Annotated in this window: 13 protein-coding genes; 8 read left to right on the forward strand and 5 right to left on the reverse strand. The window is 62.8% G+C overall.

Annotated elements, in window-relative coordinates; translation table 11 throughout:
- Positions 1–98: 98 nt before the first annotated feature.
- From R4P64_RS11305 to R4P64_RS11320, 4 genes are all read right to left on the reverse strand, one after another.
- Positions 99–1,247 carry an acetyl-CoA C-acetyltransferase gene (locus tag R4P64_RS11305; RefSeq protein ID WP_317820780.1) on the reverse strand — a complete coding sequence of 383 codons (1,149 nt, stop codon included), beginning with the start codon at positions 1,245–1,247 and terminating at the stop codon, positions 99–101.
- Between the two features lie 11 nt (positions 1,248–1,258).
- On the reverse strand, positions 1,259–1,915 hold the full coding sequence (locus R4P64_RS11310; protein WP_045068555.1) for a TetR/AcrR family transcriptional regulator: 657 nt from the start codon (positions 1,913–1,915) through the stop codon (positions 1,259–1,261).
- Positions 1,916–1,989: 74 nt separating this feature from the next.
- Positions 1,990–2,802: an SDR family oxidoreductase gene (locus R4P64_RS11315; RefSeq protein ID WP_172935854.1), complete on the reverse strand. Its 813-nt coding sequence runs from the start codon at positions 2,800–2,802 to the stop codon at positions 1,990–1,992.
- Positions 2,803–4,032: an acyl-CoA dehydrogenase family protein gene (locus R4P64_RS11320; RefSeq protein WP_317820783.1), complete on the reverse strand. Its 1,230-nt coding sequence runs from the start codon at positions 4,030–4,032 to the stop codon at positions 2,803–2,805. It lies immediately after the preceding gene.
- 55 nt (positions 4,033–4,087) lie between these two features.
- On the opposite strand from R4P64_RS11320, the gene R4P64_RS11325 reads away from it, so the two are divergent.
- From R4P64_RS11325 to R4P64_RS11360, 8 genes are all read left to right on the forward strand, one after another.
- Positions 4,088–5,629, forward strand: coding sequence for a FadD3 family acyl-CoA ligase (locus tag R4P64_RS11325; RefSeq protein WP_045068549.1), 1,542 nt, complete (start codon positions 4,088–4,090; stop codon positions 5,627–5,629).
- Positions 5,626–6,498, forward strand: coding sequence for an enoyl-CoA hydratase (locus R4P64_RS11330; RefSeq protein ID WP_317820786.1), 873 nt, complete (start codon positions 5,626–5,628; stop codon positions 6,496–6,498). Before R4P64_RS11325 ends, R4P64_RS11330 begins: the two co-directional genes overlap by 4 nt.
- A complete protein-coding gene (locus R4P64_RS11335) occupies positions 6,498–7,658 on the forward strand; it encodes an acyl-CoA dehydrogenase family protein (protein WP_317820788.1) in 1,161 nt (386 codons plus the stop codon). The genes R4P64_RS11330 and R4P64_RS11335 overlap by 1 nt, the downstream gene beginning before the upstream one ends.
- Positions 7,655–8,620, forward strand: coding sequence for an acyl-CoA dehydrogenase family protein (locus tag R4P64_RS11340; RefSeq protein ID WP_233363989.1), 966 nt, complete (start codon positions 7,655–7,657; stop codon positions 8,618–8,620). The genes R4P64_RS11335 and R4P64_RS11340 overlap by 4 nt, the downstream gene beginning before the upstream one ends.
- Positions 8,617–9,669, forward strand: a complete 1,053-nt coding sequence (locus tag R4P64_RS11345; RefSeq protein WP_317820790.1) for an acyl-CoA dehydrogenase family protein — start codon at positions 8,617–8,619, stop codon at positions 9,667–9,669. The genes R4P64_RS11340 and R4P64_RS11345 overlap by 4 nt, the downstream gene beginning before the upstream one ends.
- Before the next feature lie 425 nt (positions 9,670–10,094).
- The gene (locus tag R4P64_RS11350; protein ID WP_317820792.1) at positions 10,095–10,859 is read left to right on the forward strand and encodes an SDR family NAD(P)-dependent oxidoreductase; all 765 of its coding nucleotides are present in this window, start codon (positions 10,095–10,097) and stop codon (positions 10,857–10,859) included.
- Between the two features lie 123 nt (positions 10,860–10,982).
- Positions 10,983–11,648, forward strand: coding sequence for a hypothetical protein (locus R4P64_RS11355; RefSeq protein ID WP_317820794.1), 666 nt, complete (start codon positions 10,983–10,985; stop codon positions 11,646–11,648).
- Positions 11,649–11,863: 215 nt separating this feature from the next.
- Positions 11,864–12,745, forward strand: coding sequence for an alpha/beta fold hydrolase (locus tag R4P64_RS11360; protein WP_317820795.1), 882 nt, complete (start codon positions 11,864–11,866; stop codon positions 12,743–12,745).
- Between the two features lies 1 nt (position 12,746).
- On the opposite strand, the gene R4P64_RS11365 is transcribed toward R4P64_RS11360, so the two are convergent.
- Positions 12,747–13,565, reverse strand: a complete 819-nt coding sequence (locus tag R4P64_RS11365) for an HAD family hydrolase (protein WP_317820797.1) — start codon at positions 13,563–13,565, stop codon at positions 12,747–12,749.
- Positions 13,566–13,609: the final 44 nt, after the last annotated feature.

Consider the following 13,609-nt stretch of genomic DNA (forward strand, 5'->3'; position numbering starts at 1 on the left):
ACACCCCCGGGGCGGGGGGGGGGGGGCGACACCCCCCAAGAATGGGGGGGGCGCGTTGTCCCCCCGGGGGGGTAAAACACCGCCCCACAGCAGATTTGTCAGAGACGCTCGATAATCGTCACATTTGCGGTGCCGCCACCCTCGCAGATGGTGAGCAGGCCGTAGCGCCCACCGGTGCGCTCGAGCTCGTTGAGCAGCGTTGCCATCAGCTTGGTGCCGGTGGCGCCGAGCGGGTGACCGAGGGCAATTGCGCCACCGTTGACGTTGACCTTGGCCGGATCCGCGCCGATTTCCTTGATCCACGCGAGGACAACGGGAGCAAAAGCCTCGTTGATCTCGACGATGTCGATGTCCTCGATGGTCAGACCCGTCTTCTCCAGCGCATGCTGCGTTGCCGGAATGGGCGCGCTGAGCATGAAGATGGGGTCGTCACCGCGGGCGCTGAGGTGATGAATCCGGGCGCGGGGCTTGAGGCCGTGCTTCTTGACGGCTTCTTCCGACGCCAGGAGCAGTGCGCTCGCTCCGTCCGAGATCTGGCTTGCGACAGCAGCTGTCATCCGGCCGTCTTCGACGAGGACGTTGAGCGACGCCATCTTCTCGAGGCTGGTCTCACGGGGGCCTTCGTCGACGGTCGCGTCGCCCATGGTGACGATCTCGTTGTCGAAACGGCCTGCTGCGATGGCAGCCTTGGCGCGCTCATGGCTCCGCAGTGCCCACTTCTCGAGGTCTTCGCGGCTGACATCCCACTTCTCGGCGATCATCTCTGCGCCCTTGAACTGCGACACTTCCTGATCGCCGTAGCGCTCCGTCCAGCCGACGGAACCGGAAGAGGGAGTGTCGAATCCGTACTGCTGGCCGACGATCATCGCTGCCGAGATCGGGATCTGGCTCATGTTCTGCACGCCACCGGCGATGATCAGGTCTGCGGTGCCGGAGAGGATTGCCTGTGCACCGAAGTGGACGGCCTGCTGGCTGGAACCACACTGACGGTCCACCGTCACACCGGGAACGTGCTGGGGCAATCCTGCTGCGAGCCAAGACATGCGGGCGATGTTGCCGGCCTGGCCACCGATGGCGTCGACGCAACCGAAGATGACGTCGTCGACCTCTGCCGGATCGATACCGGTGCGCTCGACAACGGCCTTGATGACGTGTGCGCCCAAATCGATGGGGTGCACTCCCGACAGTGCGCCGCCGCGCTTACCGATCGGGGTGCGGATGGCATCGACGATGTAAACCTCGGACATGATCTTTACTCCTAGTTCGATAGTGCAGCAGTAGTTTTGGGTGCGGCAGCTGCCGCAGACGGATCAGAGAGTCCGTCGAGAACAATTGCGAGGTACTGAGCTGCAACGGTGTGCGCGGTCAATGTGCCACCCGGCCGGTACCAACGCACGGCAACCCAGACGGTGTCGCGCATGAAGCGGAAGACCAGTTCGATATTGAGATCGGAGCGGAAACTTCCGTCAGCGACCCCCGCCTCGAGTACTCCCACCCACAGGTCCCGGAACTCGGTGTTGCGTTCGACCAGGTACGAGAATCGCTCGTTTGCGACCAGGTGCTTGACCTCGTCCTGATAGATCGCGACGGCCGAATGCGACGCGTCGATCGCTTCGTACGACGTGACGATCAGCGCTTCGAGCGTTGCCCGACTGTCAAGACCTGCAGCCACGATCTCGCGGTACTTGCCGAACAAGTCGTCGAGGAACTGATGCAGAATCTCGTCGACCATCGACTCCTTGGAATCGAAATGGTGATAGAGACTGCCCGACAGTATCCCGGCTGCATCGGCAATATCGCGTACCGTCGTCGCCCGTACTCCGCGGTCGGCAAACAGGCCCGCCGCGATCGCGAGAAGCTCGTCGCGGCGACCGGATTTCCCTGCGGTGTCGTCGGAATTTCGGGATGGCGTCATGAATTCAATCCTATCCAGGGCTTCACTGTGCGCCGCTCTGGTAGTCGGTGCTACCACAAAGGCGCACGGCAGGCCTACGCCCTCTGCGAAGAAACAGAAACGATCTCACCAGTCATGTATGTCGTGTAGTCGCTCGCCAGCATCGCGATCACCGAAGCGATTTCCCACACTTCGGCCGCGCGGCCGTAAGCCTCACCCGACGCCAACTGGTCCAGCAGTTCTTCGCTGGTGACCTTTGCCAGGAAGGCATGGCGGGCGATGGACGGCGAAACGGCGTTGATGCGGACGCCGTACTCGGCAGCCTCGATCGCACTGCAACGCGTCAGGGCCATGACGCCGGCCTTGGCCGCTGCGTAATGGGCCTGCGAATGCTGTGCACGCCAGCCGAGAACCGATGCGTTGTTGACGAGCACACCGCCGTGCTCGACGCTCTTGAAGTAACGCAGTGCGGCGCGCGTCGCACGGAACGTGCTGTTGAGGGTGATATCGATGACACGATCCCACTGGTCATCGGTCATGTCGACGACCGGTGTTTCCCCGCCGAGGCCTGCATTGTTGACCACGATGTCGATGCGACCCAGCTTCTCGGCTGCGCCGTCGAAGAGTGCGTCGACCTGTGCGGTACTGGAGACGTCGCAGATGATCGATTCGACCTGCTGGCCGGGGAATTCGGCCTTCAACTTCTCGACGGTCTCACCGAGACGACGCTCGTGGAAGTCGGAGACGAGGACGTCGCCGCCTTCCATCAGGACACGACGCGCGGTCGAGAAACCGATACCCGTTCCCGCAGCGGCGGTGATGATGGCCTTCTTGCCCTTCAGCAATCCGTGGCCCGGAGTTTCCTCCGGCGCTACGGACAAGGGCGAAACCACTGTGGAGTCAGACATTTAGCGAGCCTCTCGGGGAAGACCGAGCACACGCTCGGAAATGATGTTGCGCTGAATTTCGTTGGAGCCGCCGTAGATCGTGTCGGCGCGAGTGAAGAGGAACAGTCGCTGCCACTCGTCCAACTCGAGATGTTCGGGATCGGTGATGTCCGATGGCTGGCCTTCGGAATTCTCCCACGGTGCGACCAACGACGACGCACCTTGGACGTCCATCGAGAGCTGCCCGAGGTCGCGATGCCAGTTGGCCCACAACAGTTTTGCGACGGATGCTTCGCCGCCACCGGTTCCGGCGTCGACCGCGTCGAGAGTACGCATAGCGTGGGCGCGCATGACGCGTAGCCCGACCCAGGCGCGGGCGATCTTCTCGCGGATGTGCGGATCCTGGTCGCTGCCATTGGCTTTCGCCAGCTTTACGACGCCTTGGAGTTCGCGGGCGAACCCGATCTGCTGACCGAGTGTTGACACACCACGCTCGAAGGTGAGCAGGCCCATGGCGATCTTCCAGCCTTCACCCGGTTCGCCGACCACGAGGTCTGCGTCAGTGACGGCGTCGTCGAAGAAGACCTCGTTGAATTCGGAGGTGCCGGTGAGCTGCTGGATGGGACGCACGGTCACACCGGGCTGATCCAATGGCACCAGCAGGAAGCTCAGGCCCTGGTGACGCTTGGATCCGACCTCGGTGCGGCACACGACAAAGCACCACTGCGCAACGTGCGCGAGCGACGTCCACACTTTCTGGCCGTTGATGATCCACTTGCCGTCTTCGAGACGGGCCGTCGTCGAGACGTTGGCAAGGTCGGAGCCGGCTCCGGGCTCGGAGTACCCCTGCGCCCACAGCTCGCTGACCGTGTTGATGCCCGGAAGGAAGCGACGCTTCTGCTCGTCGGTTCCGTAGGCGATCAGGGTCGGACCGAGAAGTTCCTCGCCGATGTGACTGACGCGTGCCGGGGCACCCGACTTCGCGTACTCCTGATGAAAGACAACCTGCTGGGAGATGGTCGCTCCGCGGCCACCGAACTCCTTCGGCCATCCAAGGCACGTCCAGCCCGCGGCCGCGAGATGCTTGTCCCACTCGAGGCGTTGCTCGAAGAACTCATGCTCGCTGCCCGGTCCGCCCTTACCCTTGAGCTGGGCAAATTTGCCGGTCAGGTTCTCTGCCAGCCACTGCGAAACTTCTGCCGCAAACTCGTCGTCGGTCATCTGCCCGTCCGGGCTCTCGCTCTGGTCCACATATGTAAGATAACCTACCAAGCACTTGCTAGGTAGCGTGTCAGGTAGGAGTCCAGTGACCGATCAACCGAGAACCATCCCATCAGCCCTTATCAGGGCCGCCGAGGAGTTCGGTGAGCTCGCGGCAATTGCCGATGGCGACACCCGACTGACCTTTGCACAGTTGCACCAGCGTGTTCGTGATTTTGCGGGCGCACTGATCACACGTGGAGTGAAGGCAGGCGACCGTGTTGTCATCTGGGCGCCCAACACCCACCACTGGGTGATTGCGCTTCTGGGCGCGCAGTACGCCGGAGCAGCAATTATCCCGATCAACACCAGATACACGGGCACCGAGGCACTCGACATCGTCGAGCGCGTCGACGCTGCTGCCCTGGTAGTCGTCGGCAAGTTCCTCAAGGCCGATCGATACCAGCAGTTGCTCGACGCTAATCCCGACCTGTCGATTCCGACGGTGATCCGCGTACCGGTAGACGGCGACGACGCTCGCGACGGCGTCATCGAGTTCGAGGACTTCCTCGCCCTCGCGACGGACGACACCCGCACCGAAGCCGACGCTCGGGCTACAGCAGTGACGCCCGACGATGTCAGTGACATCCTCTTCACCTCCGGTACGACGGGTCGCAGCAAGGGCGCCATCAGCGCTCATCGCCAGTCGATCGGCGTCGCACAGGCATGGGGAGACAATGCCGAGGTCACTGCCGATGACAACTTCCTGATCATCAGCCCCTTCTTCCATACCTTCGGATACAAGGCCGGAATTCTGGTCTGCCTTCTCAACGGTGCGACCATCGTGCCGGTGTCCGTCTTCAACATCGACGAGACCCTGTCACTGATCAACCGCGAGAAGGTCAGCATCCTCCCGGGCGCGCCGACGATCTACCAGACGATCCTCGATCACCCTCGCCGCGGCGAGTACGACCTCTCGTCGCTGCGCATCGCCATCACGGGCGCCGCACCGGTTCCCGTCGCGTTGGTCGAGCGCATGCAAAGCGAACTGTTCGACGCCGTCCTCACCGCCTACGGCCTGACCGAAGCAGTGGTGGCCACCATGTGCCGCACCGACGACGACCCGGTCACGGTGTCCACGAGCTCGGGCCGCGCGACGGCTGATTTCGAGGTCAAGATCGGCGACCAGGGCGAGATCCTGCTTCGCGGACCGAACGTCATGCTCGGATATCTCGACGATCCCGAGTCCACAGCCAAGGCCGTCGACGCCGACGGTTGGCTGCACACCGGAGACGTCGGAACCCTCGACGAGCGTGGATATCTCGACATCACCGACCGTCTCAAGGACATGTACGTCAGCGGTGGCTTCAATGTCTACCCCGCCGAGATCGAAGGAATGCTGGCTCGTCTGCCCGGTGTCCACGAATCGGCTGCCATCGGCATTCCCGATCACCGGATGGGTGAGGTGGGCCGTGTCTACATCGCTCAGCTCGACGGTGCCGGACTGACCGAAGAATCCGTCATCGCTTTCCTCAAGGAGAAGATCGCCGGATTCAAGGTGCCGCGCGAAGTGCGCTTCGTCGATCACCTCCCTCGTAATCCCTCCGGCAAGGTCCTCAAAACAGTTCTGCGCGAGGAACAGTCATGACCGTTCCTTTCGAAGCCGATGTCGTGACCTACGAGGTCCGCGGCACTGTGGCCGTCGTGACCCTGAACCGTCCCGAGTACCGCAATGCCCAGAACTCGGTGGTGACGTACGCACTCGACGCCGCTTTCCAGCGCGCTGTCGATGACGACGACGTCAAAGTCATCGTCCTGGCAGGCAACGGCCCGCACTTCAGTGCGGGACACGACCTGGGAACTCCGGGCCGCGACCATCACGTCGAGTACGAGAACAAAGCCGCCATGTGGTGGGATCACGTCGACAAGCCCGGTGGTGACCAACGTTTCGCGCGCGAGATGGAGGTGTACCTGGGAATGTGCCGCCGGTGGCGGGAGATCCCCAAACCCACAATCGCCATGGTCCAGGGCGCCTGCATCGCGGGCGGCCTCATGCTCGCATGGGTCTGCGACATGATCGTCGCCGCCGACGACGCGTTCTTCTCCGATCCCGTTGTCCGCATGGGCATCCCCGGCGTGGAGTACTTTGCCCATCCGTGGATGGTGGGCTCGAGATTTGCCAAGGAAATGCTCTTCACCGGCGATCGGTTCACCGCGCAACGTGCCTACGAAATCGGCATGGTCAACCGCGTTGTTTCCCGCGACGATCTCGAGAAGGAGACGTTTGCACTTGCCGAACGCATCTCCGAGATGCCGCGCTTCGGATTGGCACTCACCAAGAAGGCCGTCAACCAGTGTGAGGATCAGATGGGGATGCGTAACGGCATCGATTCCGTCTTCGGTCTGCATCACTTCGCTCACGCTCACAACGCCGAGGTAGGCAAAGACTCGCTTGGTGGTCTCGACGCCAAAGCTATGGCTGCCAGTGCTCGCACACCGCAGGAAGGAACAAAATAGTGGATCTCGTATTCGACGACGCCACAACCGCATTCCGTGACGAGGTCCGCTCGTTCCTGGAGGCGAATGTGCCCGCCACTCCCCTGAAGTCGATGGACACCGCCGAGGGCTTCGAAGAACACCGTCAGTGGGAGCACACTCTCGCCGACGCCGGCTACGCCGTTGTCTCATGGCCCAAGGAACTCGGCGGCCGCGACGCGACGCTACTCGAGTGGGTCATCTTCGAGGAGGAGTACTACCGCTCGGGTGCACCCGGACGCGTGAGCCAGAACGGCATCTTCCTGCTGGCTCCCACACTTTTCGAACATGCAAACGCCGAGCAGCTGGCACGCATCATGCCGCGCATGGCACGCGCCGACGACATCTGGGCACAGGCCTGGTCCGAACCCGAGTCCGGTTCCGACCTCGCCAGCCTGCGTTCGAGCGCGAAGAAGGTCGACGGCGGCTGGCTGCTCAACGGCCAGAAGACGTGGAGCTCACGCGCCAGCTACGCGGACTGGGGCTTCGGCCTGTTCCGCTCCGATCCGGATGCGCAGCGCCACAAGGGCATTACCTACTTCATGTTCGACCTCCGTTCGCCCGGCGTCACCGTGCGTCCGATCGATCAGCTCGACGGTGAGCCCGGCTTCGCCGAGATCTTCCTCGAAGACGTCTTTGTTCCCGACGACCCGGCCAACCCGGGTGAGTCCGGTGTGATCGGCAGCGTCAACGAAGGATGGCGCGTCGCGATGAGCACCGCCAGCAACGAGCGTGGCCTCTCGCTGCGTAGCCCCGGCCGCTTCCTCGCGACCGTCGACCGTCTTCTCGAGCTGTACAAGGCCAGCGGACGCACGGACGACAGCGCTCTGCGCAATCAGGTCGCCGACGCCTGGATCGGCGCACGCGCCTACCAGCTCAACACGTTCGGGACCGTCACCCGTCTCGCCGACGGTGGACAACTCGGCGCCGAATCCTCGATCAACAAGGTCTTCTGGTCCGAGTGGGACATCGCTACCCACGAGACCGCCCTCGAACTGCAGGGCCCAGAAGCCGAACTGGCCGACAACTGGATGGACGGATACCTGTTCTCCCTGTCCGGCCCGATCTACGCAGGCACCAACGAGATTCAGAAAAATGTCATCGCTGAGCGGCTGCTCGGCCTACCTAAGGCGGACCGATGAGATTCGCGCTCGACTCCTCCCACCAGGACTTCGCTGCGAGCATCGATGCGTTGCTCACCAAGTCCGACATGCCCGCCGTCATCCGATCCTGGAACGACGGTGACACCGCACCAGGCAAGAAGCTGTGGCAACGCCTCGCCGAGACCGGCGTCAACGGACTTGTCATCGCCGAAGAGCATGACGGTTTGGGCGCCGACGCCGTCGACCTGGTTGTTGCTCTCGAGCAACTCGGTCGCCATGCGGTACCTGGCCCGGTCGTCGAAACCATCGCAGTAGCACCGACTCTGCTGGCTTCTGTTGCACCCGAGCGCCTCTCCGCTCTCGCCGAGGGTTCGCTCGCCACGGTCGCAGCTCCCCCGCACACGCCGTTTGCGCTCGACGCCAACTCTGTTGACCTGGTTCTGCTGGCACAGGACGGCGCAGTCAGCCTCGGTGTTCCCGGCGAAGCCAAGGCGTCGGTTGACCTCTCGCGCAAGCTCTTCGAGGTATCCGCCGGCGAGTCGCTCGGCTCCGCCGACTTCTCCGCCGCATTCGACATGGGCGCCCTCGCCACTGCTGCTCAGCTTCAGGGCCTCGGGCAGACTCTCCTCGAGGTCACCACCGAATACGCAAAGCAGCGCAAGCAGTTCGGCAAGGTCATCGGACAGTTCCAGGCCATGAAGCACCACCTGGCCGAGGTTGCCGTCGCTCTCGAAATGGCTCGCCCGCTCCTGCACGGCGCCGCGCTGTCGGTGCGCGATCAGTCGGCCGATGCCTCGCGTGACATCTCCGCCGCCAAGGTTGCCTGCGGCGATGCTGCCTACAAGGCCGCTCGCGTCGGACTCCAGGTTCACGGCGCCATCGGCTACACGATGGAACACGATCTCTCGCTGTGGCTCACCAAGGTACGAGCATTGCTTACCGCGTGGGGCACTCCGTCCGAGCACCGCGCCCGGGTCGTCGCATCCCTGGTTGCGTCATGAGCATCGACACCGAAGACCAGGCAGCATTGCGCGCGTCGGTACGCGATCTCCTGAGCAAGCATTCAGACTCAGCTTCCGTCCGCGCCGCCATCACCACGGACAACGGTTACGACGCCGCGCTGTGGAGCAAGCTGTGCGAGCAGATCGGCGTCGCCGCACTGGCGATTCCCGAGGAGTTCGACGGCGTCGGAGCAAGCTTGGCGGAAGTTCATGTGGTCCAGGAAGAACTCGGACGCACGCTGACGCCGTCGCCGATGCTGGGTTCCGCGATTCTCTCTGCGCAGGCCCTGTTGCTCTCGGGCGATGCCGACGCCTGCTCGCGTCTGCTCCCCGGCGTTGCTGCCGGCGAAAGCACACTTGCACTGTGCTGGGCGGGTGCGAGCGGCTGGGATTCCTTCGGAGTCTCCGCCACTGAAGACGCGTTGAACGGCACCGCTGCCTATGTCCTCGACGGACACGTCGCCGATACCTTGCTGGTGCTGACGGCCGACGGCTTCTACGAAGTCGATCCCGAGGCCGAGGGTGTTTCCCGCCGACGCGTCCCCACCATGGACCCGACGCGCACGCTCTCGGAGATCACGTTCTCCGGTGTTCGCGGGCGGCCTCTCGCATGGTCTGCGGATCTGGTCGATCGCATCCGAACGGTTGTCTTGATTGCACTGTCCGCCGAACAGGTGGGTGCTGCCGCAGCCATCGTCGAACAGACGGTGGAATACACGAAGTCTCGCAAACAGTTCGGTCGCGCAATCGGGTCCTTCCAGGCCCTCAAGCACCGGATGGCCGACATGTACACGCTGGTCGAGACGGCTCGGTCCATGACCTACGCCGCGGTGGCCACACAGTCAGCCGGTGACGCAGCGATCGCCAAGGTGTACTGCTCGGAGGCCTTCCAGCAGATCACCTCCGAAGCCGTTCAGTTGCACGGCGGAATCGCGATCACCTGGGAACACGACGCTCAGCTGTACTTCAAGCGCGCGCACAGCAGCGCGCAGTTGTTCGGCCAGCCGAGTGCATACCTGCCCGAGTTGGCAACGGCCGCAGGCCTGTAGCAACGACACCCGAAGCCCCCTCAGCCTCACAAAGGCCGAGGGGGCTTTTGTGTCGAGCACACAGCACGATCACGTTACGAAGTTGCATCTTTCGCCCTAACGCTCGCCGAAGACCTCGCAGCAGGAATACGGTCAAAGAGCTTTGGCGTCAAACTCGCTCCACCCGTGACTCATGGCGGTTGGGGAATGCATGGTCGGCGAGCAGGATTCCTCCTTTCATCTCGCGGTGACCCGACCAGCGCCGCGCTACGTACAGCCTTGCGCTGTACGTAAATTGGATTGCGGCAGTGCGTTAACTGCCACTGGTTCGCTCAGCGTCGACTGCCACGTGTTCGCTCAATGGGATAACCCCTGGTTTCGAGCTTTTCTTCTCCGGAGAATCAAAAGTAGCAGCGCCGTTTTCTTCCACAGACCGGAGATTTTTCATGAACCGATTCGACAACAAGCGCGTCCTCATCAGCGGTGCCGGGTCCGGCATCGGGCAAGCCACGGTGGCTCGAATCCTGGAAGAAGGCGGCACCGTCGTTGCCGCGGATATTTCCGAAGCAGGACTCGAACTTACTCGAGCCGCAGCAGCTGCCGCCGGCCATGGCGACCGCCTCACCGTCGTCACCGTCGACATCTCGAAAGAGGACTCCGTTCGGCAACAGATCGGTTCTGCGATCACGGCACTCGGTGGTTTGGACGTCCTCGTCAATGCCGCTGGAATTCTGCGCTCCGAACGCACCCACGAGATGTCGCTCGACTTCTGGAACACCGTCATCGGCGTCAACCTCACCGGCACCTTTCTCATGACACGCGAGGCGCTACCCGCTCTGCTGGAAAGCGGCAACGGTGTTGTCGTCAACTTCAGTTCCACCTCCGCGACGTTTGCCCACCCCTACATGGCGGCCTATGCGGCATCCAAGGGCGGTATCCAATCCTTTACGCATGCACTCGCTCTCGAATACAGCAAGCAGGGACTGCGTGCCGTTGCCGTCGCGCCAGGAAGCATCGCGTCGGGAATGACCTCCGACCCCGGATTCCCCGCCGACATCGACTACACGTTGCTCGGCAAGCTGCTACCCGCGATCGGTGACGGTTTTGCTCCCCCGTCCGCGGTGGCAGGGGTGATCGCGATGCTCGCATCCGACGACGGCTCCTTCGTGACCGGAACCGAAATCCGCATCGATGGCGGCACGCATATGTGATCGCCTACTGTGCGCCTTTACCAACCGCCCGCGGTTAGTAAAGGCGCACAGCGCGAGGCGGCATACTTGTCCGAGAGTCCCCTGGAACCCGTCCGGCGGTACGAACTTCGGTGGGAGCGCGCGATGAGTGAACAGACAGAAACTACGAATCTCGAACCCGTATTGATCAGTCCTGTCGTCAGTGGAATGATCCGCACCTGGTCCGAGGACGAGACCCGTCTGTGGAGCATCGACAATCCCGAAGGTCTTGCCGAGCTGCTCGGTCGTGGACGTATCGCCCGTACCATGATGCCGGACAACAGATCTCGAGAAATTGCCTTCCTGGACGCACAGTCTGGCACCCTGTCGGTGCAACCGCGCTTCGCCTCTGCCGACAACGCCGAAGCCGCCGGATCGTTCCAACTCGGCGATCCCATCCCCGTCGACGGAGATCCGTGGGACGAACTCGAGCTGGCACTCGCACACGTTGCTCTCTCCGCTGCGGCGCGCAGCGAATTCTGGCTGGTAGAACAGGGTGGTTGGGACGCTCCAGCGCAGCCGCATTGTCTGTTTGCCGTGATCAGCGAGGACGGCGCAGCCAATGCCGTCATGGAGGCAGCACCCGCACCCGCCGATACCGGCGTCTGGCCTGAGGTTCCCAGCGATCAACCAGGGGTTTCCGTCGCGGCGCCGGCGTCGCAGGAGACCATCGAAGCGGCAGGCATCTTCGCCACAACAGCCATCCAGACGTGGAACGTCCATCCCTGGGATGTTGCTCTGACCTTCGGAAAGCTCGAGGATTTTGCCTGATCCACAGCCAAGTGAGTTCTACGTCTCCCGCCGCAACAGCAATCGCGGTTCGTCACAACACCCGGTATGACCACGACAGGACGACCTGCAATGGGCATACTGAGGGAACTGGGGTAACTCCCGGTCACAAATACCGTGAATCCGCGTCGGGGCGGAGATGCGGCCCTCACAACACGCGAGCGCTGGACAAACCGGCCGCTCCGAAAGGCTCAACCATGGCAACCGATCAATTGCAGACCGTTGTACTGCACGGTGACCAGCTGAAATACGTCGACCGGGGCAAAGGCCCCGTTGTCGTCCTGATCCACGGCCTTCTCGGCGCACATACCAATTGGGAACCGCAGATCGAGACGCTGTCGCGGCGCTACCGCGTCATCGCACCCGACCTGTTCGGGCACGGAGCGTCCGACAAGCCGGCCGGCGACTACTCCCTGAGTGCCCACGCCGCGACCGTGCGCGATCTCCTGGAAGCACTCGACATCCCCTCGGCCACGTTGGTCGGCCACTCCCTCGGCGGCGGTGTTGCCATGCAAGCCATGTACCTGTTCCCCGACCGCGTCGAGCGCCTGTGTCTGGTGGCCAGCGGTGGCCTCGGCCCCGAAGTCAGCCCACTCCTTCGGGCCGCAACCTTGCCTGGCAGCGAACTGGTTCTTCCCGTCCTGGCGTCCAAGACGCTGACCGACGTCACCGACAAAGCTCTCGAACTGTTCAACAAGATCGGGCTGTTCAAATTGGGTGCCAGCGCGAGTGAAGCCCGCAAGAGTCTTGCGACGGTATCCGACGCCGCAACCCGGCAGGCTTTCCTTGCCACTGCCCGCTCGGTGATCAATTACCAGGGCCAAACAGTCGCCGCAACACCACATTTCGCGAAGTTCCAGAACTTGCAGGCGCTCTTGGTCTGGGGCGCCGAAGACACCATCATCCCCAACGCGCACACCGAGAACGCCCGCGCCGAACTACCCCTGGGTCGGGTCGAAATCTTCCCCCGCGCAGGACATTTCCCGCACCTGGACTACCCGGACCGGTTCGATCGCGTATTCACGGAGTTCATGACGGATTGCGGTGTGGGCTTCGGACCGAAAGCCGTCACGGGCTGATCTACCGGCCCGCCGCCAATTCCTCCAGGTAGCTCGCGACGCCGTCCTCGTCGTTGCTCGCCAGCACTCGGTCTGCAAGTTCGAGAATTTCCGGTAGCGCGTTCGACGGCGCCAACGCCGTACCTGCCCACATCAACATCGGCAGGTCGTTGACGGCGTCACCTGCGGCCGCGACCTCCGACGGGTCAATGCCTTCAGCGGCGCACAACTGTGCGAGTGCACTGGCTTTGGACACCCCGGATGCTGCCATTTCCATGTACGGGGCACCGGAATGAGTGAGTTCGACGCCGGTAATTCCGGCTGCCGCGGCGGTTCGGTAGAGATCGGAACTCGACACGTCCGGATGCCGGGCAACAATCTTCACCATCGGTTCGATCTCCAGCGGTAACGTATCGGCAAGAACCATCTCGTGGACGTGCCTGTGGTGATCCGTGAAGTCGCACAGCGCAGCGTATTCGGGTTCCGCAAAGAACTGTGTCGGCCCGACATTCGCGAACACGACGCCGGGAACGAGTGTGCGGATTTGTTCCATTGCCGTTGCCGCCAAGGATGTTTCGATCGAGACAGTATCGACGATCTTCGGTGTACCGTCGGCAAGATCTAGTATCACAGCACCGTTGGCGCACACGGCCTTGCCCCGAAACCCGCATGAGCTCGCCAACGTATGCACCGAATGCCGAGCCCGAGCCGTCGCCCACACCACTTCGATTCCCGCCAAGCGTGCGCTCTCCGTCGCCTGCGCCGTCCGCTCCGAAATCGTTCGATCGGAGCGCAGCAGGGTGCCGTCGAGGTCGGTGGCAAACATTCGGATTCGGGTCACGTGAATACATGATGCCAGGCAATCCGTCTGCAGCCTCGCTAGCC

The organism is Rhodococcus sp. IEGM 1366 (genome assembly GCF_033142425.1).
GTDB classification, from domain to species: domain Bacteria; phylum Actinomycetota; class Actinomycetes; order Mycobacteriales; family Mycobacteriaceae; genus Rhodococcus_F; species Rhodococcus_F globerula.